22 protein-coding genes are annotated in these 25,925 nt (G+C 65.3%); 14 read left to right on the forward strand and 8 right to left on the reverse strand.

Annotated features, from left to right (window positions below; genetic code table 11):
* The first annotated feature begins 112 nt into the window (after positions 1–112).
* Complete coding sequence (locus N2K95_RS11270) at positions 113–544, forward strand: Fur family transcriptional regulator (protein WP_260651626.1); 432 nt, start codon at positions 113–115, stop codon at positions 542–544.
* Here N2K95_RS11270 and N2K95_RS11275 read toward each other — a convergent pair.
* From N2K95_RS11275 to N2K95_RS11295, 5 genes are all read right to left on the reverse strand, one after another.
* Positions 541–1,428: a metal ABC transporter permease gene (locus N2K95_RS11275; protein ID WP_260651627.1), complete on the reverse strand. Its 888-nt coding sequence runs from the start codon at positions 1,426–1,428 to the stop codon at positions 541–543. The two genes, N2K95_RS11270 and N2K95_RS11275, sit on opposite strands and share 4 nt — an antisense overlap.
* Complete coding sequence (locus N2K95_RS11280; protein WP_407080079.1) at positions 1,415–2,245, reverse strand: metal ABC transporter ATP-binding protein; 831 nt, start codon at positions 2,243–2,245, stop codon at positions 1,415–1,417. The genes N2K95_RS11275 and N2K95_RS11280 overlap by 14 nt, the downstream gene beginning before the upstream one ends.
* Positions 2,242–3,231 carry a metal ABC transporter solute-binding protein, Zn/Mn family gene (locus N2K95_RS11285; protein ID WP_260651628.1) on the reverse strand — a complete coding sequence of 330 codons (990 nt, stop codon included), beginning with the start codon at positions 3,229–3,231 and terminating at the stop codon, positions 2,242–2,244. Before N2K95_RS11285 ends, N2K95_RS11280 begins: the two co-directional genes overlap by 4 nt.
* A 94-nt stretch (positions 3,232–3,325) precedes the next feature.
* Positions 3,326–4,390 carry a hemolysin family protein gene (locus N2K95_RS11290; protein WP_260651629.1) on the reverse strand — a complete coding sequence of 355 codons (1,065 nt, stop codon included), beginning with the start codon at positions 4,388–4,390 and terminating at the stop codon, positions 3,326–3,328.
* A complete protein-coding gene (locus N2K95_RS11295) occupies positions 4,387–5,778 on the reverse strand; it encodes a hemolysin family protein (protein WP_260651630.1) in 1,392 nt (463 codons plus the stop codon). The genes N2K95_RS11290 and N2K95_RS11295 overlap by 4 nt, the downstream gene beginning before the upstream one ends.
* 488 nt (positions 5,779–6,266) lie before the next feature.
* On the opposite strand from N2K95_RS11295, the gene N2K95_RS11300 reads away from it, so the two are divergent.
* The 10 genes from N2K95_RS11300 to N2K95_RS11345 all read left to right on the forward strand — a co-directional run bounded on the left by N2K95_RS11300 (position 6,267) and on the right by N2K95_RS11345 (position 21,833).
* Positions 6,267–10,067, forward strand: coding sequence for a multifunctional oxoglutarate decarboxylase/oxoglutarate dehydrogenase thiamine pyrophosphate-binding subunit/dihydrolipoyllysine-residue succinyltransferase subunit (locus tag N2K95_RS11300; protein ID WP_260651631.1), 3,801 nt, complete (start codon positions 6,267–6,269; stop codon positions 10,065–10,067).
* Between the two features lie 63 nt (positions 10,068–10,130).
* A complete protein-coding gene (locus N2K95_RS11305; RefSeq protein ID WP_255790064.1) occupies positions 10,131–10,730 on the forward strand; it encodes a GDSL-type esterase/lipase family protein in 600 nt (199 codons plus the stop codon).
* A gap of 251 nt (positions 10,731–10,981) precedes the next feature.
* Complete coding sequence (locus tag N2K95_RS11310) at positions 10,982–12,742, forward strand: ABC transporter family substrate-binding protein (RefSeq protein ID WP_260651632.1); 1,761 nt, start codon at positions 10,982–10,984, stop codon at positions 12,740–12,742.
* 138 nt (positions 12,743–12,880) lie between these two features.
* Positions 12,881–14,386 carry an ABC transporter permease gene (locus N2K95_RS11315; protein WP_260651633.1) on the forward strand — a complete coding sequence of 502 codons (1,506 nt, stop codon included), beginning with the start codon at positions 12,881–12,883 and terminating at the stop codon, positions 14,384–14,386.
* An 11-nt stretch (positions 14,387–14,397) separates the two neighbouring features.
* On the forward strand, positions 14,398–15,441 hold the full coding sequence (locus N2K95_RS11320; RefSeq protein ID WP_260651634.1) for an ABC transporter permease: 1,044 nt from the start codon (positions 14,398–14,400) through the stop codon (positions 15,439–15,441).
* Entirely contained in the window at positions 15,438–17,222 is a 1,785-nt protein-coding gene (locus N2K95_RS11325; protein WP_260651635.1) for an ABC transporter ATP-binding protein, read from the forward strand. The genes N2K95_RS11320 and N2K95_RS11325 overlap by 4 nt, the downstream gene beginning before the upstream one ends.
* A gap of 236 nt (positions 17,223–17,458) precedes the next feature.
* Complete coding sequence (locus N2K95_RS11330) at positions 17,459–18,958, forward strand: CoA-acylating methylmalonate-semialdehyde dehydrogenase (protein WP_260651636.1); 1,500 nt, start codon at positions 17,459–17,461, stop codon at positions 18,956–18,958.
* The gene (locus N2K95_RS11335) at positions 18,958–20,040 is read left to right on the forward strand and encodes an enoyl-CoA hydratase/isomerase family protein (protein WP_260651637.1); all 1,083 of its coding nucleotides are present in this window, start codon (positions 18,958–18,960) and stop codon (positions 20,038–20,040) included. Before N2K95_RS11330 ends, N2K95_RS11335 begins: the two co-directional genes overlap by 1 nt.
* Positions 20,033–20,980 (forward strand): 3-hydroxyisobutyrate dehydrogenase, encoded by a 948-nt coding sequence (mmsB, locus tag N2K95_RS11340; protein ID WP_260651638.1) that lies wholly within the window; start codon positions 20,033–20,035, stop codon positions 20,978–20,980. The genes N2K95_RS11335 and mmsB overlap by 8 nt, the downstream gene beginning before the upstream one ends.
* A gap of 73 nt (positions 20,981–21,053) precedes the next feature.
* The gene (locus N2K95_RS11345) at positions 21,054–21,833 is read left to right on the forward strand and encodes an enoyl-CoA hydratase (protein WP_260651639.1); all 780 of its coding nucleotides are present in this window, start codon (positions 21,054–21,056) and stop codon (positions 21,831–21,833) included.
* A 21-nt stretch (positions 21,834–21,854) separates the two neighbouring features.
* Here the strand turns inward: N2K95_RS11345 and N2K95_RS11350 are convergent, their stop codons facing one another.
* On the reverse strand, positions 21,855–22,361 hold the full coding sequence (locus N2K95_RS11350; RefSeq protein ID WP_260651640.1) for a MarR family winged helix-turn-helix transcriptional regulator: 507 nt from the start codon (positions 22,359–22,361) through the stop codon (positions 21,855–21,857).
* Positions 22,362–22,624: 263 nt separating this feature from the next.
* Here N2K95_RS11350 and N2K95_RS11355 point away from each other — a divergent pair, with 263 nt between their 5' ends.
* Both N2K95_RS11355 and N2K95_RS16325 read left to right on the forward strand, forming a co-directional pair.
* Complete coding sequence (locus N2K95_RS11355; protein WP_260653792.1) at positions 22,625–23,806, forward strand: acyl-CoA dehydrogenase family protein; 1,182 nt, start codon at positions 22,625–22,627, stop codon at positions 23,804–23,806.
* Between the two features lie 130 nt (positions 23,807–23,936).
* Entirely contained in the window at positions 23,937–24,011 is a 75-nt protein-coding gene (locus N2K95_RS16325; RefSeq protein ID WP_104061284.1) for a 50S ribosomal protein bL37, read from the forward strand.
* Positions 24,012–24,120: 109 nt separating this feature from the next.
* Here N2K95_RS16325 and rsrA read toward each other — a convergent pair whose 3' ends face one another.
* On the reverse strand, positions 24,121–24,381 hold the full coding sequence (gene rsrA, locus N2K95_RS11360; RefSeq protein WP_255790082.1) for a mycothiol system anti-sigma-R factor: 261 nt from the start codon (positions 24,379–24,381) through the stop codon (positions 24,121–24,123).
* Positions 24,378–25,061 (reverse strand): sigma-70 family RNA polymerase sigma factor, encoded by a 684-nt coding sequence (locus N2K95_RS11365; RefSeq protein WP_255790086.1) that lies wholly within the window; start codon positions 25,059–25,061, stop codon positions 24,378–24,380. The genes rsrA and N2K95_RS11365 overlap by 4 nt, the downstream gene beginning before the upstream one ends.
* A gap of 311 nt (positions 25,062–25,372) precedes the next feature.
* Here N2K95_RS11365 and N2K95_RS11370 point away from each other — a divergent pair, with 311 nt between their 5' ends.
* Positions 25,373–25,921 carry a DoxX family protein gene (locus tag N2K95_RS11370; protein WP_255790087.1) on the forward strand — a complete coding sequence of 183 codons (549 nt, stop codon included), beginning with the start codon at positions 25,373–25,375 and terminating at the stop codon, positions 25,919–25,921.
* Positions 25,922–25,925: the final 4 nt, after the last annotated feature.

Consider the following 25,925-nt stretch of genomic DNA (forward strand, 5'->3'; position numbering starts at 1 on the left):
GGCGTTCGGCCGTGCAGGACGGGCCACCGGTGCTGCTGATAATCTTAGGGGTCTATCCACCTGCAGGCGCTGTGCCGCCCGCCTGCCGTCCCACCCCGCTGGAGGAACATCCGTGTCACCCGAGACATCCCGGACGTCCAAACGCGCACCGGAGCAGCGTGTCACCCGCCAGCGGCTGGCAGTGGGCCGCACCCTGGATGAACTCGATGACTTCGTCAGCACCCAGGAGCTCTTCCGGCTGCTGCAGGAGCGCGGCGAGCGGGTCTCCCTGGCCACCACCTACCGGGTCCTGCAGTCCATGGCGGATGAAAACCTCGTGGACGTGCTGCGGGGCGGCGACGGCGAGGCGCTCTACCGGCGGTGCGCCGTCGAGCACCACCACCATCACCTCGTCTGCCGGGAGTGCGGCAAGGCCGTGGAGGTGGAGGCCCCTGCGGTGGAGAGCTGGGCCGCAGCCCTCGGCGCCAAGTACGGCTTCACCGAGGTGGCGCACACCGTTGAGGTCTTCGGGCTGTGCCCGGAGTGCAGCGCCCGTAAAGGCTAAGCGGCGGCTGTAGGCGTGTTCGCGCTGAGCTCCCGGCGCCGGTGCCCGCCGCGCAAGCGGCGGATGACCCGGCAGACCAGGTAGATCGCGAAGGACACGGTGGTGACGTACGGGCTGATCGGAATCCGGCCGCCCAGCGCCAGCAGGATGCCGCCCACCGAGGAGGCCAGCGCGAAGAGCACGCTGAGGAACACCACCAGGCGCGGCGAGGACGTCACGAGCAGCGCTGCCGCCGCCGGCGTGATCAGCAGCGAGAGCACCAGCAGGGCCCCCACCACCTGAATGGACAGGGCAACGGCCAGGCCCAGCAGGAACATAAAGACAATGGACAGCACCCGCACCGGCACGCCGCGCGCCTCGGCCAGGTCCGGGTCCGCACTGGCGAAGGTCAGCGGCCGCCAAATGAACAGCAGGGCGGCGACGACGACGGCGGCGACCCCGGCAAGCAGGTTCAGCTGCACGGTGTCCACGGCGACGATCTGACCGGTCAGCAGCCCGAACTTGTTGGCGGAACGGCCCTCGTAGAGTCCAAGGAACAGGATGCCCAGGCCCAGCCCGAACGGCATGATGACGCCGATGATCGAGTTCCGGTCCCGCGCCCGCAGCCCCATGACTGCCAGCAGGATGGCCGCGGCCACCGATCCGGCCAGCGAACCGACCACCACGTTCACGCCGATCAGCAGGGCGAAGGACGCCCCGGCGAAAGAGAGCTCGGCAATGCCGTGCACGGCAAAGGCCAGGTCCCGCATCAGCACGAAGGTGCCGATCAGCCCGCCGACCAGGCCGAGGATTGCCGCGGCCCAGATGGAATTGCTGACCAGCGGGAGCAGCTCGCCGTAGTCGCTGAAATCAAAAACCGCATCGAAGAAGCTACGCAGGTCCAAGATCGCCCTCGCTTTCTCCGTGGTGGTGGGTGGTGGCGTCCGGGATGCCCAGGACCACAATCCGGCCGTGGCTGCGCAGGACTTCGACGCGGCTTCCGTACATTTCCGAGAGCACGTCGCTGCGCAGGACTTCGGCGGGGGTGCCGGTGCGGAACTGCCCGCCGGCCAGGTACAGCACGCGGTCCACGTATTCGATGATCGGATTGATTTCGTGCGTCACGAAGACGACGGCGGCGCCGTCGTCATGGCAGCGCCGCTCGATCAGGGAGCTGATGGCCTGCTGGTGGTGCAGGTCCAAAGAGAGCAGCGGCTCGTCGCAGAGCAGCAGATCCGGGTTGGTGGCCAGTGCCTGGGCCGCGCGCAGGCGCTGCAGCTCGCCGCCGGAGAGCCGCCCCACGGGTTCATCCGCGTAGGAGGTGGCTCCCACCTGCTCGAGCAGCCGGTCCACGCGCTGCCGAACCGGCTTTCCGCGCAGCCGCAGACCCCAGCGGTCGCCGTCGACGCCGAGTCCCACCAGGTCCCGGCCGCGCAGCGGTGTGCCGGGGCTGAAGGATTTCTGCTGCGGGATGTACCCGATGTCCTTGCTGCCCCGCTGCACGTTGCGGCCGTTGATGGTGACGGTGCCCCCGGTGAGCGGCTGCAGTCCCAGCAGGACCTTCAGGAAACTCGTTTTGCCTGATCCGTTGGGGCCGAGGACGGCGAGGAATTCACCGGCGTTGATGTCCAGATCCAGGTTCTTCCACAGGGTGCGGTCCCCGTAGGACAGGCCTGCATCGCGCAGGCGCACTACGGGCGTGGGCGGCCCCGAACGGTTCACTGGAGCACGCTTTCCATGGCAGCGGTATTCGCAGCCATCCACTCCAGGTAGTCCAGCCCCTCGGGCAGGGTTTCGGAGAAGTCCACCACGGGGACATCTGCGTCCAGTGCGGTTTGGCGCACTGCCTCGGTCTGGGAGGTGGAGGTCTGTTCGTTGTAGCCAAGGAAGGCGATCGAACCGCCGGCCACCAGGTCCTGCATTTCCTTCAGCACCTGCGGCGGAACGTCCGCGCCTTCCTCCACGGCTTCGGTGAAATCCGAAGGCGTGGCGTTGTGCAGCCCTGCGGCTTCCACCAGGTAGTCGGGCACCGGTTCGGTCAGGGCGACGTCGCGTCCTCCCGAAGCTTCCCGAAGCGCGGCGAGGGAGGCGTTGATGTCCGCGATGCCCTCGTTGAACTCGGCGGTGTTGCTGCGGAACTCCTCGACGGCGCCGGCGTCCAGTTCGCCGAGGCGTTCGGCTGCGGCGTGCGCGAGCCGCTGCATGGCCTCGGGGCTGTACCAGACGTGCTCGTTGAAGGAGCCGTGGCTATGGCCGTGGTGGTCTGCGCCTTCGTCGTGGTGCTCTTCACCTTCGGCGTGGTGCTCTTCGCCCTCGGCGGATCCCGAGTCCTCGAGACCGGAAAGCTCGACGGCGTTGAGGATGTTCTCCGCGGGGATGCCTTCGTCGGCTGCGAGCTTCTCCAGGAAGGTGTCATAGCCGCCGCCGTTGAGCACCACCAGGTCCGCCTTCGACACCGCCAGCCGGTCCCGGGCCGTGGCCTCGTAGGAGTGCGGATCCTGGCTGGGCCGGTCAATCAGGGCCGTCACGTCGACGTTGTCCCCGCCGATCCCGGCAAGGATGTTGCCGTAGACATCGGTGGATGCCACCACGCGGATGACGCCGTCGCTACCCTCGGTTTCGCCGCCGTCGCCGCCGGCACAGCCCGTCAGGGCCAGCGCTGCTGCGGCTAGGAAGGTTCCGGCCAGGCGGACGGGCAAGCGGTGCATAAGGTTCGATCCCAGGTTAGGCGGTTGGTTGCAGAATGCCGCCCCGGCACCGCCGAAGCATTTTCAGCATAGCCTAAACGCGAATCGTTCGCATCTAGAGGCTCTCGCCGGTGCGGCGGAAGCCTTGGGCCTGGGTGGCGTCCCGGATCTCGCCGACAAGCTGTTCGATGATGTCCTCCAGGAACAGCACGCCGCGGGTGGTTCCGTCCGGCCCCAGGACCCGGGCGAGGTGGGATCCGGTCCGCTGCATAACGGCCAGGGCATCTTCGATTTCGTCATCGAGGCGCAGGTTGGCCAGGGTGCGGACCTTGTTCTCCGTGATGGGCCGCTCATAGGCTTCCAGCGGGATGGACATCACGTCCTTCAGGTGCATGTAGCCCGTGAGGTTTCCGGCGTCGTCAACAAGGACGAACCGGGAGAAACCGGTCCGGGCCACCGCCCGCTCGAATTCCGCGGGTGTGGAGTCCGTTCCCAGGCTCACTAGTTCGTCCAGTGGCACCATGACGGTTCCCGCGGTCTGCCCCGAGAATTCGAGGGCACCGGAGATCAGGCCGGAATCGTCGTCCACGGTCCCGTGCTTCGTGGATTCCTCCACAATGGACTGCATCTCCTCGAGCGTGAACGCGGAGGCAACCTCGTCCTTGGGGGTAATGCCCATCAGCCGCAGGGCGTGGTTCGCGAGCCAGTTGAGGCTGCCGATCACCGGCCGGACGAGCTTCGAAATGAAGACCAGGGGCGGGGCCAGCAGCAGCACGGCACGGTCCGCGACGGACACCGAGATGTTCTTCGGGACCATTTCGCCGATGGTGACGTGCAGGAAGGTGACCAGCAGCAGCGCGATCAGGAACCCGGCGCCGTCCGCTGCTTCGGCCGGGAGGCCCACGGCCTTCAGCGGCGTTGACAGCAGGTGGTGGATGGCCGGTTCGGCCACCGACAGGATGAGGAGGGAACAGACCGTGATGCCCAGCTGGGCGCAGGCCAGCATCAGGGAGACGTGCTCCATGGCCCACAGTGTGGTCTTGGCGCGCTTGGACCCTGCTTCGGCGTAGGGCTCGATCTGGCTGCGGCGCGCAGACATCACGGCGAACTCGCTGCCAACGAAGAAGGCGTTGCCGAGCAGCAGGACCACCAGCCAGAAGATTCCAGCCACGTCGCTCATCGGATGCCTTCCCTGCGTGCCGGCCGCTCCGCGGACCGTTCGGCGCTGTCCTCGTCTTCAATGTGTTCTGGCTGCTGCCCCGAGGCGGCACCCTCTTCGGCGGGAATGAAGCTCACGCGGTCAATCCGCCGCCCGTCCATGCGCTCGACTTCCAGCACGCCGCCGGGTACGGGCACACGGTCACCCGCTTCGGCGATGCGGCCCAGTTCGGCCATGATGTATCCGCCCACGGTTTCGTAGCCGGCTTCGTCGGGCATCCGCAGCAGCGGAACCAGGGCGGACACTTCATCCGGCCGCATGATTCCCGGGAAGAACCAGGCACCGGAGGCGCTTTGCAGTACTCCGGGCTTGGCCTTGTCATGCTCGTCGGACACTTCGCCCACGATCTCCTCCACCAGGTCCTCCAAGGTGGCGACGCCGGCCGTGCCGCCGTATTCGTCGAGGACGACGGCGAGCTGCAGGTTGGCATTGCGCAGCTCGGAGAGCAGCGAGTCCAGGTGGACCGTTTCCGGCACCCGGAGAATTTCGCTCATGATCGCAGCCGCGGGCAGCGTTGCCCGCCGGCTGCGGGGTACGGCCACGGCCTTCTTGACGTGGACCACGCCGCGGATGTCGTCGGGGGAATCCCCGAGCACCGGGAAGCGGGAGTAGCCGGTGCGCCGGGCGGCCTCGATGACGTCAGCCACGGGCTGCTCTGCATCGATCGTTTCGAGCCGGATGCGCGGAGTCATCACGTCGGCGGCGGTCCGGCCCGCGAAGGAGAAGGTCCGGGACAGGAAGTCGGCGGTGCCCTTGTCCAGGGTGCCCATTTCCGCGGACCGGCGTGCCATGGAGGACAGTTCCGAGGGGGTGCGCGCTCCGCTGACCTCTTCCTTCGCCTCCAGGCCGAAGAGGTGCAGGATCTTATTGGCGAAACCGTTCAGCAGGAGCACGGCGGGCTTGAAGACCACGGTGAACGCCAGCTGCGGCCGGGCCAGCGCCTTGCCGATGCGGAACGGCATGGCGATGGACATGTTCTTGGGGATCAGTTCACCCAGCAGCATGGACAGGAAAGTAGCCAGGATCATCGCCACGGTCACGGAGACAGACGTGACGGCCACGGGCGGCAGCCCGAGGGCCGCGAGCGGGCCCTCCAGCAGTCGGCCGACGGAGGGCTCCATCACAAAGCCCGTCAGCAGGGTGGTCATGGTGATGCCCAGCTGGCAGCTCGAGAGCTGGGTGGAGAGGGTGGTCAGGCAGCGCAGCAGCGGTTCAGCCGCTTTGTCGCCGTTCTCCACGGCCCGCCGGACGGACGGCTGGTCCAGTGCCACCAAGGCGAATTCCACGGCAACGAAGAATCCGGTACCGAGGATCAGCAGCAGGCCAAAGAGCAGGTAGAGCCACTCCATCTCAGCACTCCCCCGTCATCGGGGCGGGCTGCCGCTGCTTTGGACAAAGGAAAGGAAACCCTGCACGAAACCGTTCAGACGGAGGGTGGTCGGCCGCAGCCGGACTGGAAGGCTCCAATGAAGCGGCACGCTGACGCGGGGCCGTGGGGATGCGGGCGTTGCCGGCTCGGGGCGCAGGGGCTGCGGCAACCGCAGTCCGTGACGCAGGCCGGCGCCTAGAGAAACTGTCCATAGAAAATTCAGTTTACAGGTTTGCTCCCGCCCCGCCACAGCAGCATTTTCCGCCGGTCAGCCGCGCGCACCGCCGGGCAAAGCCTGCCGGGCGCTTCACAGAGGGGTGCGGGATTGGCCACATCTTCGCCTATGTCACTAGACTGGCATGAAGTCTCGGTCACTGCGCACCGGGCCGCACCAGTACTTGAGGCGGAAGCGCTCAGAACATGGTGCCATCACGGCGAACGGCAACTCATGGAAGAGGCGTATATCTAGTGCCAGACCAATCCAACCACCGCCTGCCGGAGGAATTCGGCGGCAACGAGTGGCTTGTCGATGAACTGTACGAACAGTATTTGTCGAACAAGGACTCCGTTGACAAGAAGTGGTGGAGCATCTTCGAATCCTTCAAGGCAGAAGACTCCCAGTCCGGCAACGGATCCAACGGCAAAGCCGCCGCTCCCGAGGACACCCGGCCGGCCACGCGCAAGCTGCCGGTGGTGAAGGCCGAGACAACCGCACCCAACGCACCCAAGGCATCAGGCGAGTCCCCCGCTGCAACGCAGCAGTCGGGCAAGCCGCCGGTAGCCAAGGAACCGGCCAAGGCCGAGCCCGCTCCGGCTGCGAAGACCGAGCCCAAGGCAGTGCCCATTCCTGCGCAGCTGCCCAAGACCCAGCCCAGCGCGGCGGCTGCGGAAGAGGACAAGGTCACCGTGCTCCGCGGTCCGGCCAAGGCGATTGCCACCAACATGGACCTCAGCCTGAGCGTTCCCACGGCAACCACCGTGCGTGCGGTTCCCGCCAAGCTGCTGATCGACAACCGCATTGTCATCAACAGCCACCTGGAGCGTGCACGGGGCGGAAAGATTTCCTTCACCCACCTGCTGGGTTACGCCATCATCCGCGCGGCCGCACAGTTCCCCTCCATGAACGTGTTCTACGACGAGGTGGACGGCAAGCCCGTGGCTGTCCAGCCCGCACACGTGAACTTCGGCCTCGCCATTGACATGCCGAAGCCGGACGGCACCCGCCTGCTGGTGGTGCCGAACATCAAGAAGGCCGAAACGCTGAACTTCTCGGAGTTCTGGCACGCCTACGAAGACCTGGTCAAGCGTGCCCGCAGCGGCAAGCTCGGGGCCGACGACTACCGCGGCACCACCATCTCCCTGACCAACCCCGGCGGCATCGGGACCGTACACTCGGTGCCCCGCCTCTCCAAGGGCCAGGCCGCGATCATCGGCGCCGGTGCCCTCGAGTACCCGGCCGAGTTCCAGGGCGCCAACGAGAAGATCCTGGCCCAAAACGCCATCAGCAAGATCATCACGCTGACCTCCACCTATGACCACCGTGTCATCCAGGGTGCCGGCAGCGGCGAGTTCCTGCGCATCATCCACCAGCTGCTGCTGGGTGAGCAGAACTTCTACGACGAGATCTTCGAATCCCTGCGGATCCCGTACGAGCCGGTCCGCTGGAGCCCCGACATCCAGGTCAACCCGGATGAGCAGATCAACAAGGTTGCCCGCATCCAGCAGCTGATCCACGCCTACCGTGTCCGCGGCCACCTGATGGCGGACACGAACCCGCTGGAGTACGTGCAGCGCCGGCATGCAGACCTGGACATCCTGAACCACGGCCTGACGCTGTGGGATCTGGACCGCGAGTGGCCCACGGGCGGCTTCGGCGGCAAGCCGATGCTCAAACTCCGCAAGATCCTCGGGGTGCTGCGGGACGCGTACTGCCGCACCTCGGGCATCGAGTACATGCACATCCAGGATCCGGAGGAGCGCCTCTGGTTCCAGGACCGCCTGGAGACCAAGTACACGAAGCCCACCCGCGAAGAGCAGCTGCGCATCCTCAGCAAGCTCAACGCTGCCGAGGCTTTCGAGACGTTCCTGCAGACGAAGTTCGTCGGGCAGAAACGCTTCTCCCTCGAAGGCGGCGAATCCCTGATTCCGCTGCTGGACGCCGTCATTTCCGGTGCTGCCGACGACGGCCTCGAGGAAGTCGGCATCGGCATGGCCCACCGCGGCCGCCTCAACGTCCTGACCAACATCGCCGGCAAGACCTACGCACAGGTCTTCCGTGAATTCGAAGGCACCCAGGACCCGCGCAGCGTGCAGGGCTCCGGTGACGTGAAGTACCACCTCGGCACCGAGGGAACCTTCACTTCGGACAACGGGAAGCAGACCAAGGTCTACCTTGCGGCCAACCCGTCCCACCTCGAAGCCGGAGACTCCGTGCTGGAAGGCATTGTCCGGGCCAAGCAGGACCGCCTGGACAAAGGCGACGAGTTCCCGGTACTCCCGATCCTCGTGCACGGCGACGCCGCGTTCGCAGGCCAGGGCGTGGTGGCGGAAACGCTCAACCTCTCCCAGCTGCGCGGCTACCGCACCGGCGGCACCATCCACGTGGTCGTCAACAACCAGGTGGGCTTCACCACGTCCCCGACTTCCTCGCGGTCCTCGGTCTACTCCACCGACGTCGCGAAGATGGTCCAGGCGCCGATCTTCCATGTCAACGGAGACGATCCCGAAGCGGTTGTACGGGTAGGCCAGATGGCCTACGAATACCGTCAGCGCTTCCACAAGGACGTTGTCATCGACATGGTCTGCTACCGCCGCCGCGGCCACAACGAGGGCGACGACCCGTCGATGACCCAGCCGATGATGTACAGCCTGATCGAAGCAAAGCGCTCCGTCCGCAAGCTGTACACCGAGTCCCTGATCGGACGCGGCGACATCAGCCAGGACGAGGCAGAGCAGGCACTGCGCGACTACCAGGGCCGCCTCGAGCGCGTCTTCGCCGAGACCCACGCTGCCCAGACCTCGCCCATCCCGGTGATCACCAAGGATTCCGAAGCGGTTTCCGACCTGGAGCGCCCTGCTGCGCAGCAGGAAGGCACCACGATCATCAAGCCGGCAAGCACCGCGGTGTCCCCCGAGGTCCTGGCACACATCGGCAAGGCCCACGTGGCCGTGCCGGAAGGCTTCACGGTCCACCCGAAGCTGAAGTCCCTGCTGGAAAAGCGCGAGCAGATGTCCCGCGAGGGCAACATCGACTGGGGCTTTGCCGAAATTGCCGCGTTCGGCTCCCTGCTGATGGAAGGCGTTCCCGTACGGCTCGCCGGGCAGGACTCCCGCCGCGGAACGTTCACCCAGCGCCATGCCGTCTTCCACGACCGTGCCACCGGCGACGAGTGGGTGCCGCTGGCTGAACTGGATCCGAACCAGGCAAAGCTGTGGATCTATGATTCCCTGCTCTCCGAATTCGCAGCCATGGGCTTCGAATACGGCTATTCCGTGGAGCGCCCGGACGCCCTGGTGCTGTGGGAGGCCCAGTTCGGCGACTTCGTCAACGGCGCACAGACCATCATTGACGAGTTCATCTCTTCAGCCGAGCAGAAGTGGGGCCAGCGTTCCTCGCTGGTGCTGATGCTCCCCCACGGCTACGAGGGCCAGGGGCCGGACCACTCGTCCGCCCGGATCGAGCGCTTCCTGCAGATGTGTGCCGAGGACAACATGATTGTTGCCAACCCGACGACGGGTGCCTCGCACTTCCACCTGCTGCGCCGGCAGGCCTACAGCCGTCCGCGCAAGCCCCTGGTGGTCTTCACCCCCAAGCAGCTGCTGCGCCTGAAGGCAGCGGCAACCTCGGTGGAGGAGTTCACGCACGGCGAGTTCCAGCCGGTTATCGGCGAGCACGCTGAACTGGACGCGAACGCCGTCGACCGCGTGCTGCTCGTCTCCGGCCGGCTCTACTACGATCTGCTGGCCAACCGCCAGAAGACCGGCGACGAGAAGACGGCCATCGTCCGCGTGGAGCAGCTCTACCCGCTCCCCGTGGAGGAAATCCGGGCCGCCGTGGCGAAGTACCCCAATGCGGATGTCGTCTGGGCACAGGACGAACCGGCCAACCAGGGGCCCTGGCCCTTCATTGGCCTCAACCTGCCCCAGCACCTGGACGGCCGCCTGCGCCTGGTCTCACGGCCGGCGTCGGCATCCACCGCTACGGGCTCGGCCAAGCGCCACGCAGTGGAGCAGGACATCCTCGTGAAGAAAGCCTTCGAACGTCCGTAGGCTAGGTTTGGGGTGGGGCGCTTCGGCGTCCCACCCTGTTTTTTTGATTTGAGAAGGTGACTAGTGGAACAACGCAGAATTCGGCTTGCTGCTGTAGGTGATGAGCTGCTGGCCGGACACGGGGATCCGCGCGCACTCGGCTGGCTCGGACGTGTCCTGGCGCGGACATCGCCCGAGAACGTCAATCTCCAGGCCTATAGCCTGGCAGCACCCAACGAGGGCACAGAGGCGCTGGCCAACCGCTGGCTCTCCGAGGCAGGACGACGGTTCGAACACGGCTGCGAGAACCGTCTGGTCATCGGCCTGTCGGACCGGGACCTTGACCTTGACCTGAGCACGGCGCGAAGCCGCCTGAACCTGGCAAACATCCTGGACGGTGCTGCGCAGATGAGCATCAAGGTCTTCGTGGTGGGCCCTCCCCCGGGGCTTGACCCCGAACGGAACCGTAAGCTTGCGGATCTTTCCGCAGCCTTCGGAGACGTGACCACGCGGCGGAAGCACGTGTACGTTGACACCCTCAACCCGCTGCTGAACCACGAACAGTGGCGCACCGATCTGGCCTCCAACGGCGGAACCCCCGGCCAGGCCGGCTACGGCCTGATGGCCTGGCTGGTGCTCCACCGCGGCTGGTACCAGTGGCTTGACCTGCCCGACATGAACTAAAACCCGGAGTCATAAAAAGACTCTGCAAAAAACCCTCCCGGCAACAGCCGGGAGGGTTTTTTGCGTATACCGGCGCGGATTAGCCGCGCCGGGCGCCCGAGGCGGCATAACGATCAGTTAACAACGTGTAACTTGTCTCACAGTGGAAACAATATGTGGTTAGTGTTGCTCCACATGTGGCGGTCATCACGGCCGCTTTGGGGGGCCATCATTGGTGGTTCCTGACTCCTCATCACCAGTTAGGACTACAGATGCGTACTAAGCGCACGGCAGCTCTTGCCGCACTCTCCGTGGGGGCCCTGTTCCTGGGTGCCTGCGGCTCCGCCGGGGGCGGAACCGAGACCGAAGAAACCTCGGAGGCAACAACCGAGAACATCGCGTCAACCATCAACATCGCCATCAGCCAGGCACCTGATGCCTACAACTCCAGCACTGCCAACACCAACAGCTCGTACAACAGCTACGTTGACAACCTGGTGCACAGCAACTTTGTCGAGTACAGCCCCAACGGTGTCATCCATGACGAAGAGTTCGGCACTTTCGAAAAGACCAGCGACGATCCGCTGACCGTGCATTACGAGATCAATGAAGACGCCAAGTGGTCCGACGGCACCCCCATTGACTTCGACGACGTCCTGCTGAACTGGGCGGCATTCTCCGGCCAGGTCACGGGCGCCGACGGCGAGAACATCTTCCAGCCGTCCTCCACCAACGGTTTCTCGCAGACCAAGATGATCGAGGGCGAAGCCGGCGACAAAGAGTTCGACATTGTCTTCGATACCCCGTACGCGGACTGGGAAGCCATGATGATCGGTCCGATCATGCCGGCGCACGTCGCGGCAGAGCAGGGCAAGATGAGCACCGACAACGACGGTGAAGCCCTCATCAAGGCCATCCAGGAGAACGACACCGCGGCGCTGGCTCCGATGGCAGAGTTCTGGAACACCGGCTGGAACTACGAAGCCGATCTCACCGCACTGCCGGACGCCGCACTGATCCCGTCCTCCGGTCCGTATGTGCTGGACAACGCCACGGACGGCACCCTGACCCTCAAGCGCAACGAGAACTACTGGGGCGAAGAGCGCAAGGGCAAGACGGAAACCATCGTCTTCAAGGCCATTGCAGACACCGAAGCCGTTCAGGCGCTGGAAAACGGCGAGGTCGATGTCATCGAGCCGTCCGGCCCGACCGTTGACACGAAGACCAGCATCCAGAACATCGGCGAGACCGTCGAAATGCTTACCGGCCCCGAGCTGACCTTCAGCCACATTGACCTGGACCAGTCGGAAAACGGCGTGTTCAAGGATCTGGCCGTTCGCCAGGCCTTCGCCAAGTGTGTTCCCCGCGAGGACATTGTCGAGAAATTCGCCAAGCCCATCGATGAGAACGCCACGGTGGACAACCTGCGCGAATTCCAGCCGGGCCAGGAGGACTACGAAGAGGTCCTCGAGGGTGCTCCGTCCGCCAGCGAGTACGACGAAGTGGACATCGAGGGCGCCAAGAAGCTGCTCGCCGAGGCAGGCAAGACCGAACCTGTGAAGGTCCGCCTCATGTTCTCCGCCACGAGCCAGCTCCGCGCCGACATCGTCACCCTGATCCAGACCTCCTGCAAGGAGGCCGGCTTCGAGATCGTTCCGACCCCGGACGCCGACTGGAGCGCCAAGCTCGCTGAGCCCGGAGCCTGGGACGCCGTCCTGTTCGCCTGGGCCGGTTCCGGCCTGGCCGCCAGCGCACAGTCCATCTACGTCTCCGACGGAGAGCAGAACTACGGCAAGTTCGCCAACGCCGAACTGGACGAGCTCTGGACCCAGATCGCCAGCTCCACTGACGAAGAAGAGGTCAAGGAACTGAAGACCAAGGCAGAGGAAATCCTCGCCGCCGAGGTCTACAACGTGGTCCTTTACGCGAACTCCGCCGTGGTTGCCCACTCCTCCAAGCTGGAGAACGTGGAACTGAACCCGAGCCAGAACGGCATCACCTGGAATGCCTACAAGTGGACAAAGCAGGTCTAGCCGCAGCACCACGCTAGCCGCAGCATAAGCGGGGATGGGCAGACACCAAGTCTGCCCATCCCCCTGCTTGTGTCCGCGGCGTTCTTCAGTCCCACCCCAAGGAGCCCCACGGTGTTCTATTTCATTCTTAAAAGAGCGGTGACGTCGTTCTTTATCCTCCTGGCCGCCACCGCGCTGATGTTTGTCCTGGCTGTCAATTCCGGCGATCCGCTCTGGGACCTGGCGGAGCTGCGCAACGCGGACCGGGAATCCCGGATAGCCGCCCGGACCGAAGCCATGCATCTGGACCAGCCCGTCTACATGCGCTATCTGCTCTGGCTGCAGGAAATCGGCCGCTGCATCATTCCCGGCGGCGCCCAGTGCACCCTGGGCCTGGACCGCGCGGGCAACCCCGTGATCGCCCAGCTGGAATCCGCCGTCGGTTCCACCTTCCGCCTGGTGGTCGTGGCAACGGTGCTCGCGATCGTCCTCGGCGTACTCATCGGCGTCGTCACCGCACTGCGGCAGTACAGCGTGTTCGACTACTCCATCACGTTCGTCGCCTTCCTCCTCTTCTCCATGCCGCTCTTCTGGCTCTCCACGCTCCTCAAGCAGTACCTGGCCATCAGCCTCAACACCTGGCTCGGCAATCCGACCATGTCCTATCTGGGCATAGTGCTGCTGGGGCTGGTCGCCGGATTGATCTGGATGATCATTATCGGCGGGGACCGCCGCCGCCGGCTGCAGGTCTTCGCTGTCGCCTCGGTGGCCACCTCCGTCACTATGCTGCTGCTGCTGATGAGCGGCTGGTTCAAGACCCCCGGCTTCGGTCCTGCCGGCATTCTGGTAAGTGCCTTCGCCATCGCCCTCGGAGTCACGGCATTGTTCGCCGGTTTCCGGCGCCGGCGGATTATCTACGCTGCCCTCGCCACTGCTGCCGCGGGCTTCGTCGGTTACCTGCTCACCATGGGCATCATGAAAGACCCCGACTGGCTGACCATTGCCGGCCTGGCACTGGTGACCGTCGCCGTTTCCGCTGCCATCGGGCACTTCGTGGGCGGACCGTACGCGAAGCAGACCCGGCAGCTTACCGCCGTCGTCGGCCTGCTGATCGGTTCCATCGTGTTCCTGGATTCACTCCTTCACGCCTACCCGACGCTGTCCCGCAAGACCGGAGGCCGGCCCATTCCCACCACCGGTTCCTCAACGCCCAACCTCGAGGGAACCTTCTGGGAAGTGAATCTCGATTACGCGCTGTACCTGGTGCTCCCGACCATCGCGATCATGCTGATTTCGTTTGCCATGTACACCCGCTACACACGCGCCAGCCAGCTGGACGTGATGACCCAGGACTACATCCGCACCGCACGGGCCAAGGGGCTCAGCGAACGGACCGTCGTGGTCAAGCATGCGTTCCGCAACGCAATGATCCCGATCACCACTCTGATGGCCTTCGACTTCGCCGGTGTGCTCGGCGGCGCCGTAGTCACGGAATCGGTGTTCGGCTGGAACGGCATGGGCAAGATGTTCACCGACGGCCTGGAGCACGTGGACCCCAATGTCATCATGGCGTTCTTCCTCGTCACGGGTGTGGCCGCGGTGACCTTCAACATGCTGGCTGACATCGCGTACGCGTTCCTCGATCCGCGCATCAGCCTGAACTGATTGGTAGAACTATGACTGACAACAAGATTTCCGCGGACGGGCCGAAGGAAAGCAGTCCGGAGCTGACGGCCATGACGCTGGAGAGCCAGCGGACCGTCACGGCGGACTCCCCTGCAACCCGGGGGATCGTCGCTGAACCGAAGATCACCGAGGCCAAGAGCCAGTCCAAGCTGGTGCGTGAACGTTTCCTGCGGCACAAGGGCGCCATGGGCGGAATGATCAGCCTGGTCTTCATTGTGGTGCTGGCGTTCTCCTCCATCGGCTTCAACATCGGCCCGCTGCACATTCCGGGCTGGTGGCAGCACACTTTCTCCGAAGTGCAGGAAACCGCCGACGGCGGCAGGCCCACCTTGTCCTGGACCGGGCTGGGCGACCACCCGTTCGGCCAGGACGCCCTGGGCCGGGACTACTTCGCCATGACCATGCGCGGGGCGCAGATCTCGCTGATCATCGCCTTCATTGTCGGCATTGTCGGCACCGTCATCGGTACCGTCGTCGGCGCTCTGGCCGGTTACTACCGAGGCAGGGTCGAAGCCGTCCTGATGCGCTTCACCGACGTCATCATCACCATCCCCCTGCTGGTGGTCGCGGCGGTGCTGTCCACGATCGTGGCCAAGGCCGGCATCGTGGTGTTCGCCGTCTTCCTGGGCATGCTCACCTGGACCGGGCTCGCCCGGATTGTCCGCGGCGAGTTCCTTTCCCTTCGGGAGAAGGAATTCGTCGAGGCGGCCAAGTCCGTGGGTGCAAGCTCGGCCCGGATCATCTTCAAGCACATCCTGCCCAACACCGTAGGCGTCATCATCGTCTCGGCCACGCTGGCCATCTCCGGCGCCATCCTGCTCGAAACCGCCCTGGGCTTCCTGGGCCTGGGCGTGCGGGAACCTGACACCTCGCTGGGCAAGCTGATCAATGAGAACCGCTCCGCCATGACCGTGCGCCCCTGGGTCTTCCTCTGGCCGGGCGTGTTCATTGTGGCCATTGCCCTCGCCGTCAACTTCATCGGCGACGGGCTCCGGGATGCGTTCGATCCCCGACAGACAAGGAACAAGCAATGACCTCCACCCCGGTATACAGCGACGCCCCGGCAACGGGGACCGGCTCCCCCATCCTTGAGGTCACCGGACTCGGCGTAGATTTCAGTGTCGACAACGAATGGGTCATGGCCGCCGAAGACGTTCATTACCGGGTGTACCCCGGGGAAATCCTTGCCATTGTCGGCGAGTCCGGCTCCGGCAAGAGCATGTCCTCCATGGCGCTGCTCGGCCTGCTGCCCGGCAACGGGCGCTCCAAAGGCAGCGCGAAGCTGCTCGGCAAGGAGCTCATCGGTGCCCCGCAGTCGGCACTGCGCAGGATCCGCGGCAACGACATTGCCATGATCTTCCAGGAACCCATGACCGCCCTGAACCCGGTCCTGACAGTGGGTGAACAGGTCAAGGAGATCATCGAGCAGCACACGGACGCCTCCCCGGCCGAGGCGAAGGAACGCGCGATCGAGCTGCTGCGCATGGTGGAGATCCCGGACCCGGAAACCCGGTACGGGAATTACCCCCACCAGTTCTCCGGCGGGCAGCGCCAGCGGGCCATGATCGCCATCGCGATTGCCAATGACCCGATCCTGCTGATCGCCGATGAACCCACCACCGCGCTGGACGTCACCGTGCAGGCGGAAGTCCTTGAGCTGCTGCGCAAGCTCAACAAACGCCTGAACAGCGCCATCCTGCTCATTACGCATGACATGGGTGTGGTGGCCGACCTCGCCGACAACGTCATCGTGATGCAGAACGGCCGGATCGTTGAAGCGGCCTCCGCAGCCGACCTCTTCGGCGCCCCGCAGCAGGACTACACCAAGGCACTGCTCGACGCCGTCCCGCACCTGGGCTCGAAGGTGGGCGGCGTACTGGCAGCGGTCGAGGTGGAGGATGACGGCTCCCTGCAGATTACCGAGGCGCCCCGTGCCGTCCTGAAGGCCTCCGAGGAGGTTGCCGAGCCAACGTCCTCGCAGACGCCTGCCCTGCAGCTCGAGAATGTCGCCATCGAGTATCCGGGACGGTTCCGCCAGCCGGCCTTCCGTGCCGTGTCGGATGTCGCCTTCACCATCATGCCGGGTGAAGTCATGGGCCTGGTGGGCGAATCCGGCTCCGGCAAGTCCACCATCGGCCGCGCCGTCACCGGCCTGCTGCCGGTGGCCGAGGGCAGTGTCCGGATCAACGGGACCGACATCGCCGGCCTCTCTCCGAAAAAGATGCGCCCGCTGCGGCGGAAGTTCGCCATCGTGTTCCAGGACCCGGCGGCCTCATTGAACCCGCGCATGTCCATCGGTGAGAGCATTGGCGAACCGCTGTTCCTGCATGAGAAGCTCTCGAAGTCCGAGCTGGATAAGCGGGTGGAGAACCTGCTGGACGACGTCCAGCTTCCCAAGAGCTTCCGCAACCGGTATCCGCATGAGCTCTCCGGCGGCCAGCGCCAGCGCGTGGGCATCGCCCGGGCCCTGTCACTTCGTCCGTCCCTGCTCGTGGCCGATGAGCCGACGTCGGCGCTGGATGTGTCCGTGCAGGCACGCGTCCTGGCACTGCTGCAGGAACTGCAGCGGGAGTACGGCTTCGCCTGCCTGTTCGTCAGCCACGACCTGGCGGTGGTGGAGATCCTGGCCAGCCACATCGCGGTGCTGAACAAGGGCAGGATGGTGGAGCAGGGCTCCACCGAGCAGGTCCTGAAGTACCCGCAGGATCCGTACACCCGCCGCCTGCTGGCAGCGGCCCCGGTGCCTGACCCGGCGGAGCAGGCCTACCGCCGCGAGCAGCGCAATGCGCTGCTGGCGGCCGGAAACGGCGAATAGGGTAAGCACGAACCGCGGCGGCGGCGTCAGCGGCGGAAGACCTTCTTCCCCGCGGCGCCGCCGTCGTCGTTCCCGGTGTCATGGTAAAGATGCGGCCGGGCCTGCGGTATCCGGCGTACCGGCAGTCTGGAATTTAGTTGGATGTCCGACTATGTTGGGGTGGGAAGACAGTGTCCCGGCTCACACTCAGCCGTGGTGCGGCTTCGAAATTCCACGGTGCAAAGGAGCATTCCATTATGGTTCGCGAGCTATCCCATTACGTTGACGGACAGCATGTTGGGGGTACCTCCGGGCGCTTCAGCGACGTCTACGATCCCTGCACGGGCGAGGTGCAGGCCAGGGTGCCCCTGGCCAGCACCGAGGAAGTCCGCAACGTTGTGTCCAACGCGGAAAAGGGCCAGCGGGAATGGGCGGCCATGAACCCGCAGCGGCGCGGCCGGATCCTGCTGAAGTTCGTGGACCTGGTGAACCAGAACCTGGAGGAACTGGCCACCCTGCTGTCCTCCGAACACGGCAAGACCCTCCCCGACGCGAAGGGCGACATTCAGCGCGGTATCGAGGTGGTGGAATTCGCTGCCGGCGCCCCGCACCTGCTCAAGGGCGAGTTTTCGGACAATGCCGGGGCCGGCATCGATGTCCACTCGCTGCGCTCCCCGCTCGGCGTCGTAGCCGGCATCACGCCGTTCAACTTTCCCGCCATGATTCCGCTCTGGAAGTCCGGCCCCGCCCTGGCCGCCGGCAATTCCTTCATCCTCAAGCCCTCCGAACGGGACCCTTCCGTGCCGCTGCGGCTTGCCGAGCTCTTTACGGAGGCAGGCGTTCCGGCCGGCGTCTTCAATGTGGTCAACGGCGACAAGGAAGCAGTGGATGCACTGCTGGAGGATCCGCGGGTATCTGCCATCGGCTTTGTCGGTTCCACGCCGATTGCGCAGTACATCTATGCCACTGCCGCTGCCCACGGAAAACGCGCCCAGTGTTTCGGCGGCGCGAAGAACCACATGGTCATCATGCCGGACGCCGATCTGGACATGGCCGCTGATGCCCTCATCGGTGCCGGCTTCGGCTCCGCCGGTGAACGCTGCATGGCGATCTCCGTGGCCGTCCCGGTCGGCAGGGCGACCGGCGACGCACTCGTTGCGAAGCTCCAGGAGCGGATCGCGGACCTGAAGGTCGGCCACAGCCTCGCCGGGGATTCGGATTTCGGCCCGGTCGTGGCGGCTTCCGCGAAGGAACGGATCGAAGGGTACATCCAGGTCGGCGTGGATGAGGGCGCCACCCTGCTGGCCGACGGACGCGGCCTGGCGGTAGAGGGTTACGAGGGCGGCTTCTGGGTGGGGCCCACCCTCTTCGACAACGTCACCAAGGACATGACGATTTACAAGGAAGAGATCTTCGGACCCGTGCTCAGCGTGCTCCGGGCAGAGGACTACGACGAGGCCCTGCGGCTGTGCAACGAGCACGAGTTCGGTAACGGCGTGGCCATCTTCACCCGCGACGGCGACTCCGCCCGTGACTTCGCCAGCCGGGTCCAGGTCGGCATGGTGGGCATCAACGTCCCCATTCCCGTCCCCATCGCGTACTACACCTTCGGCGGCTGGAAGGCTTCCGGATTCGGCGACCTCAACCAGCACGGCGCAGACGCTTTCCGCTTCTATACCAAGACCAAGACGGTCACCACCCGCTGGCCGTCGGGGATCCGCACCGGCGCCAGCTTCGTGATGCCGGAAGGCAGCTGATGGCGGCCATGGTCCCGGACAGGCCTGCCGCTGCGGAGGTGCTGTTCGAACGCCGCGGCCGGCTCGGGGTGGTAACGCTCAACCGGCCCCGGGCGGTTAATGCGCTGACGGCCGGCATGGCCTCGGCCATGCTGGAGCAGCTCAGGCTCTGGGCCGACGACGACGCGGTGGCGGCCGTCCTGGTGCGCGGGGCGGGCGACCGGGGGTTGTGTGCCGGGGGCGACATCGTGGCCATCTACCGTGACATGCTCGACGGCGGCAACGCCACAGCCGCTTTCTGGGCGGAGGAATACACGCTCAACCTGCTCATTTCGAACTACCCCAAGCCGTATGTGGCCTTGATGGACGGTCTCGTCCTCGGCGGAGGAGTCGGAATTTCCGCCCACGGATCCGTCCGGATCGTCACGGAACGCACCCGGCTGGGCATGCCGGAGACCACCATCGGCTTCGTGCCCGACGTCGGCGGAACCCTGCTGCTCTCCCGCGCACCCGGGGAGACCGGCACCCATGCAGCACTCACGGGGGCCCACCTCAGCGGCGCCGATGCAGTATTCCTGGGCTTCGCGGACTTCTTCATTCCGTCATCGAAGCTGGCGAGCTTTGCCGTTGCCCTGGAGCACGAGGCGGTGGAGGCCGCCGTCGCGCGCTTCGCAGAGGCGGCACCGCCGTCCGGACTCGCAGGGCAGGACTGGATTGACGCCTGCTACACGGGGAACGACGCCGGGGAGATTGTGCGCCGGCTGCGGGCCTTCGACGGGCAGGGCCGGGAGGAGGCGGCCAAGGCCGCCGAGGCGATAGCAGCCAAGTCACCAACGGCAGTAAAAGTGGCGCTGGAATCCCTGCGCCGGGTGAAGGGACTGACGCTGGAGAAAGCCTTGGAACAGGAGTACCGGGTGGGACTGCGGTTCCTCGCCGGATCCGATTTCAGGGAGGGCATCCGCGCCCAGGTGGTGGACAAGGACTATTCTCCGCGCTGGCAGCCCGCCACGCTGGCAGAGGTCAGCGACGAGGACGTCGAATCCTATTTTGCGCCGCTGGGTAACCGTGAACTGAGACTTTCCAAGGAGCACAACAATGTCTGAACCAGCAACTCCGGCGCGGGGCAACGGGGAGCGGACCGCTCCGATCGCCTTCCTCGGACTGGGCCATATGGGCGGGCCGATGGCCCTTCGCCTCATCAACGCCGGATACTCCGTGACCGGCTTCGACCTGATGCCCGCTGCCCTCGAAACCGCTAAGGCGAACGGCATTGCCACAGCCGCCGGCGCCGCGGAGGCGGTGGCCGGCGCCGGCGTCGTCCTCACCATGCTGCCCAGCGGCAAACACCTGCTGGACGCCTACCGGGGCACCGGCGGCGAGCCGGGCCTGCTCGAGGCTGCCGCCCCCAACACCCTTTTCCTGGACTGCTCTACCATTAACGTGGACGAGGCGCGGGAGGCAGCCGAACTCGCCGTGGCTGCCGGCCACCGGGCGGTGGACGCACCGGTTTCCGGCGGCGTCGTGGGCGCCGAAGCAGGCACTCTGACCTTTATGGTGGGCGCGTTGCCGGAGGATTTCGAAGCAGTTCAGCCGATGCTCGAGGTGATGGGCCGGCGCGTGGTCCACTGCGGGGACCACGGTGCAGGCCAGGCCGCCAAAATCTGCAACAACATGATCCTTGGCATCTCGATGATCGCGGTCAGTGAAGCCTTTGTGCTCGGCGAAAAGCTGGGCCTGACCCACGAGGCCCTGTTCGATGTTGCCTCCGCGGCCTCCGGCCAGTGCTGGGCGCTGACCACCAACTGTCCCGTGCCGGGTCCGGTGCCGGCCAGCCCGGCGAACCGCGACTACCAGCCGGGTTTCGCCGGAGCCCTGATGGCGAAGGACCTGAAGCTGGCCCTCAATGCGCTGGAAAGCACGGGGGTCGCCGCGCAGTTGGGACCGCTCGCTTCTGCCATCTACGATGACTTTGCTGCCGAAGGCGGCGCGGGCCGGGACTTCTCCGGCATCATCACCGATATCCGGGACAAGTCCGCGCACTAGTTCTACTGCACAAACGACTTTGCACACCACGATTCGACCAGCACGATTTGAACCAGCAGCCGAGGGGCCGGACATGACGGAGCAGTACACCAACATTCTCGTAGAGCAGCGCGGCCGGGTGGGGCTCGTAACGCTCAACCGGCCCGAGGCGCTGAACGCACTCAACAAGGCCACCATGGACGAACTCGTGGGCGCCCTGACCGCCATGGACGCCGATCCCGCGGTCGGGGCGGTCGTGATCACCGGATCCGGCAAGGCCTTCGCCGCCGGGGCGGACATCAAGGAAATGCAGTCCAAGGGCTACATGGACATGTATGCGGCGGACTGGTTCCGCGGCTGGGAGGACCTGACCCGCCTGCGCATTCCGGTGATAGCTGCCGTGTCCGGATTCGCCCTGGGCGGCGGCTGTGAGCTCGCGATGATGTGCGATTTCATCATCGCCGGAGACAACGCCAAATTCGGCCAGCCGGAAATCAACCTCGGAGTACTCCCCGGCATGGGCGGCTCCCAGCGGCTCACCCGCGCCGTCGGAAAGTCCAAGGCAATGGACATGATCCTGACCGGGCGCTTCATCGACGCCGCGGAAGCCGAACGTGCCGGCCTGGTGTCCCGCGTGGTGCCGGCTGCGGACGTGGTGGAGGAAGCCCTGAACGCTGCGGCGGTGATCGCCTCCAAATCCAAGCCGGTGGCCATGGTTGCCAAGGAAGCCGTCAACGCGGCGTTCGAGACAGGGCTCGCCCAGGGGGTGCTCTTCGAACGGCGCGTCTTCCACTCGCTGTTCGCCACAGATGACCAGAAGGAAGGCATGGCGGCCTTCGTCGAGAAGCGCAAACCGGACTTTACCCACCGCTGACGCGCACATCCCGCCGCGGGGTCAGCCGCTGAAGTCGCCGGCATTCCTGCGGAAGCTGCCCAGGATCCGGATCAGCTCGTCTATATCCTGCTCGCCGAATCCGGACTGTGCGAACACCGCCGAGTTCAGTGCCAGAGTTGCCTGCCGGGCCAGCGTCCGTCCCTCCCGGGTGAGCTCGATCAGGGTGGTTCGTCCGTCTGTCGGGTGCGGAGACCGGATCACCAGTCCCGCGTCCTGCAGGCGGTCGACGGCGTTCGTCACCGAGGTGGGGTGCACCTGGAGAAGCGCGCTGGCCTTGTTCATGGGCAGCGCCCCGCTGCGGGCAAAGCTCAGCAGAGTGAGGAGTTCGTACCGGGCAAACGTCAGCCCGAACGGCTTCAGGACCCCCTCGATCCGGGCCAGCAGGATCTGCTGGGTCCGCATGATGGCTGTGACGGCAGCCATCGGTGCGGCGACGTCGGACCAGCCGTGCCGTTCCCAGTTTCCTCTGGCGTCCGCTATCGGATCACGCGGCAGCGGCATTGCCACGGCACCTCCGGCTTCCCGTTCTGGCTGTCATGGGCCCCAGCCTAGCTTTCTCAGGGACGGAAGGTCGGCTTCGCCCGCCCGCCGGCCCGCCGCCGTCGTCCGGGCTCCGGACCCCGTCCGAAACCGGCCGGATAGTGATCCCCGTCACTCTGCAATATACTTGGACGTCCAAGGGTTTGGAAGAGCCGGTTCGTTTCTGCCGGGTCATGACGAAGGGATGCTCGCCCGTGCAGCCACAAAGACGTGCCGCCGGTCAGGACCTCATGGAGGAGAACAACGCGCCGGGCCCGCCGTTCCCGGACGTTGACCTCATGTACATCGCCGACCTGCTTCCTCCCGAGGAACAGGTCCGGTACCGGGAGGTCCGGACCTTCCTCCAGTCCCGGATCCGGGCGGCTTCGATCGACTACTGGAACCGGGAGGAATTCCCCTTCGAGCTGGTCGCGGAGCTGGGGAAATACGGCCTCGGCGGGCTGCAGACGGACGGAACCTCGAAGCTGTTCAAGGGACTGATGTACGCGGAGGTCGCGCGGGCCGACGTTTCCCTCTCCGCCCTGGTGGGGATCCACAACGAACTGATCGTCGGCATGGTGAACCAGCTCGGCTCCGAGGAGCAGAAGGCGCGCTGGCTGCCGGGACTCACCGCCCTCACGCAGATCGGAGCCTTCGCCCTGACCGAGCCGGAGCACGGATCGGACATAGCCGGGGGGCTGGCCACCACGGCGCGCCGCGAGGGGGACGAGTGGGTGATCAACGGCGCCAAGCGCTGGATCGGTGCCGGCACCATCGCCGACTTTGCCCTGGTCTGGGCGAGGGACGCCGCCGACCAGCAGATTAAGTGCTTTCTCGTCGAGACGGACCGCCCCGGCTACACCGCAACAAAGATCGCAAACAAGATCGGGCTGCGGATCATGCAGAACGCGGACATCGTGCTCGATGAAATCCGTATTCCGGCAGCCAACCTGCTGCCGGGTGCCACCGATTTTTCCAAAGCCAATGAACTACTGCGCGATTCGCGTGCCTGGGTGGGCTGGCAGGCCGCCGGCATTCAGCTGGCCGCCTTCGACGTCGCCCGTTCCTATGCCCTGAGCCGGAAGCAGTTCGGCAAGGAGCTCGCCCGGTTCCAGCTGATCCAGCAGCAGCTGGCGGAAATTCTGGGCAACGCCTCCGTCTCGCTCGCACTGATGGCCCAGCTGGCCACCATCCAGCAGGACGGGAAGCTCGAGATGGTCCAGGCAGCGATGGCCAAATCCACCACTACCCGGCTGGCCCGGGCATCGGTGGCCATGGGGCGGTCCCTGCTGGGCGGCAACGGGATCAGCACGGACTACGAGATGGGCAAGCTGTTCGGCGATGCCGAAATCCTCTACACCTACGAGGGCAGTTACGAGATCAATTCCCTGATTGTGGCGCGGGCCATGACCGGGAAATCGGCATTCGTCTAGGCGGCCGGGTAATTGCGCCGCCGCACCGGCCGTCCCGGCCCGATGCCGCACTGCCGGCGCGCGTTAGGCGTGCACGTGAGGCATGTGGGACACTGGAGGGCAGAACTTTCAAGAATCGAAGGAGGCAGCTATGAGCAAGCGTGCACGCAAGCGTCGTGACCGTAAGCGCGGCGGCGCTAACCACGGTAAGCGTCCCAACGCCTAAGCAGAGCTTAGGTAGCCGCGTGACCAGTTGGTCAGGCAAAAAGAACCCCCGGAACCAATTGGTGCCGGGGGTTCTTTTACGTCTGCGACTGTTACGCCGCATCGGAATCCTAGTGGTCTGCCGTCTGGATCTGGCTGATGCGCGTGAGAATGCTGGCCTTCAGCGTCTCAGGCGCTGCCTCGGTGCAGGACCGTTTCACGACTGAACGGATCACGCACTCCAGGTCATGTTCCTGGGCGCACTCCGGGCACCCGTCGAGGTGCTCCTTGATTTCCACGAGGTCGTCGTGGGACAGGGCGCCGTCCAGGTATTCATACAGCCGTTCGATGCGGGCGTCGTCGCAATCGCCCAGGCTCTGGCAATCGCTCATAGCTCATTCCCCTGTTTCTTGGTTGATGCGCCGGCGGCTTCGGCTGCGGGCAATTTGCCCTTGATGCCGCGTTCATGTGCGTACTCCGCCAGGAGCTCGCGCAGCATCTTGCGCCCGCGGTGCAACCGCGACATCACGGTGCCGATCGGCGTGTTCATGATTTCTGAAATTTCCTTGTACGCGAACCCCTCCACATCGGAGAAGTACACGGCAAGCCGGAACTCCTCCGGGATGGACTGCAGGGCGTCCTTGACATCGGAATCCGGCAGGTGGTCCAGTGCAACCGCTTCAGCGGACCGGAGCCCGGTGGAGCTGTGCTCCGCCGCGCGGGCCAGCTGCCAGTCCTCAACGCCGTCGGAGTTGGCCTGCAGTGGCTCCCGCTGCCGCTTCCGGTAGAGGTTGATGTACGTGTTGGTCAGGATCCGGTACAGCCAGGCCTTGAGGTTCGTCCCCGGCCGGTACTGGTGAAAAGCGGAGAACGCCTTGGTGTAGGCCTCCTGCACCAGGTCCTCCGCGTCGGAGGGGTTGCGCGCCATGCGCATGGCCGCCGAATAGAGCTGGTCCACATACTGCATGGCGTCCTGCTCAAAGCGAAGCTTGCGTGCCTCATCCGTTTCGGTGGCAACATCGAGCTCGAAGTCTTCCACGTGGGGGCTGCCTTCCGGCGCATCAGTTCTCATCACCTCCCAGTCTACGGTGCGGGCCGGAACCCGTACGTGTAGCTTCGGCCCGCGGACATTCCGCGCTGTAGTCAGCGTGGCGGCTGGCACGATGCATTTCTCCTGACTGTCGACAAAGCACATCCTGATACCCGTTCCAACGACGGCGCCCGGCCCCCTATTCCCGCCCCTCCCCCGGGCAACAGCCAGGAGAACCCGGGCGGCACGCGAACGCGCACGTGTGCGGTGCCGCAAAATGCCAGACTAAGGTGGAAGCAGCACCACATGCCGTTTTTGTACGCGTCACTGATGAATTTCCCAGGAGTGCACTTATGTCGATAGTCCGTTTGATTGCCCGCCCGTTGCTCGCCACCGGTTTCGTAGCCGTAGGCGTTGAGCGCCTTCGGAATGCTGACCAGACCGCTGAACAGCTCACCCCCACGCTGAAGAAGATCGGCAGCACCGTTCCTTCGGCCGCAGCCTTCACGTCCAACCCCGCTCTCGTAGCCAAGGTTGTCGGCTACACGCAGGTAGGCGCTGCCTCGATGCTCGGCATGGGCAAGTTCGCCCGTCTGGCATCCCTCCTGCTGGCCGGGACCGCCGCCCTGAACTCCGTGGTGGAGTACCGCAACGCCGAGGCTTCCACCGCCGCAGAGCGCAAGGAACGGCGCAACCAGCTGCTCAAGAACCTCTCCCTCATCGGCGGCGTCCTGCTCGCCGCCGTCGACACCAACGGCCGTCCGGGCCTGGCCTGGCGTGCCGGCCACCTGGCCTCGGATACCAGCCGCAGGACCCGGGCAGTATCGAAGTCGGTTTCGAAGGGCACACGCAAGCAGCTCAAGGCCGTGTCCCACGCCGCTTCGGACATCGTCGGTTCCTAGCAGC

Source organism: Arthrobacter zhaoxinii (assembly GCF_025244925.1).
Taxonomy (GTDB): domain Bacteria; phylum Actinomycetota; class Actinomycetes; order Actinomycetales; family Micrococcaceae; genus Arthrobacter_B; species Arthrobacter_B zhaoxinii.

What these genes read in the sequence shown, in the direction of transcription:
- N2K95_RS11285 (WP_260651628.1), bottom strand. Translation starts at nt 3,231, where the DNA reads ATGCACCGCTTGCCCGTCCGCCTGGCCGGAACCTTCCTAGCCGCAGCA.
- N2K95_RS11290 (WP_260651629.1), bottom strand. Translation starts at nt 4,390, where the DNA reads ATGAGCGACGTGGCTGGAATCTTCTGGCTGGTGGTCCTGCTGCTCGGC.
- N2K95_RS11295 (WP_260651630.1), bottom strand. Translation starts at nt 5,778, where the DNA reads ATGGAGTGGCTCTACCTGCTCTTTGGCCTGCTGCTGATCCTCGGTACC.
- N2K95_RS11310 (WP_260651632.1), top strand. Translation starts at nt 10,982, where the DNA reads ATGCGTACTAAGCGCACGGCAGCTCTTGCCGCACTCTCCGTGGGGGCC.
- N2K95_RS11320 (WP_260651634.1), top strand. Translation starts at nt 14,398, where the DNA reads ATGACTGACAACAAGATTTCCGCGGACGGGCCGAAGGAAAGCAGTCCG.
- N2K95_RS11325 (WP_260651635.1), top strand. Translation starts at nt 15,438, where the DNA reads ATGACCTCCACCCCGGTATACAGCGACGCCCCGGCAACGGGGACCGGC.
- N2K95_RS11330 (WP_260651636.1), top strand. Translation starts at nt 17,459, where the DNA reads ATGGTTCGCGAGCTATCCCATTACGTTGACGGACAGCATGTTGGGGGT.
- N2K95_RS11335 (WP_260651637.1), top strand. Translation starts at nt 18,958, where the DNA reads ATGGCGGCCATGGTCCCGGACAGGCCTGCCGCTGCGGAGGTGCTGTTC.
- mmsB (WP_260651638.1), top strand. Translation starts at nt 20,033, where the DNA reads ATGTCTGAACCAGCAACTCCGGCGCGGGGCAACGGGGAGCGGACCGCT.
- N2K95_RS11345 (WP_260651639.1), top strand. Translation starts at nt 21,054, where the DNA reads ATGACGGAGCAGTACACCAACATTCTCGTAGAGCAGCGCGGCCGGGTG.
- N2K95_RS11355 (WP_260653792.1), top strand. Translation starts at nt 22,625, where the DNA reads ATGGAGGAGAACAACGCGCCGGGCCCGCCGTTCCCGGACGTTGACCTC.
- rsrA (WP_255790082.1), bottom strand. Translation starts at nt 24,381, where the DNA reads ATGAGCGATTGCCAGAGCCTGGGCGATTGCGACGACGCCCGCATCGAA.
- N2K95_RS11365 (WP_255790086.1), bottom strand. Translation starts at nt 25,061, where the DNA reads ATGAGAACTGATGCGCCGGAAGGCAGCCCCCACGTGGAAGACTTCGAG.
- N2K95_RS11370 (WP_255790087.1), top strand. Translation starts at nt 25,373, where the DNA reads ATGTCGATAGTCCGTTTGATTGCCCGCCCGTTGCTCGCCACCGGTTTC.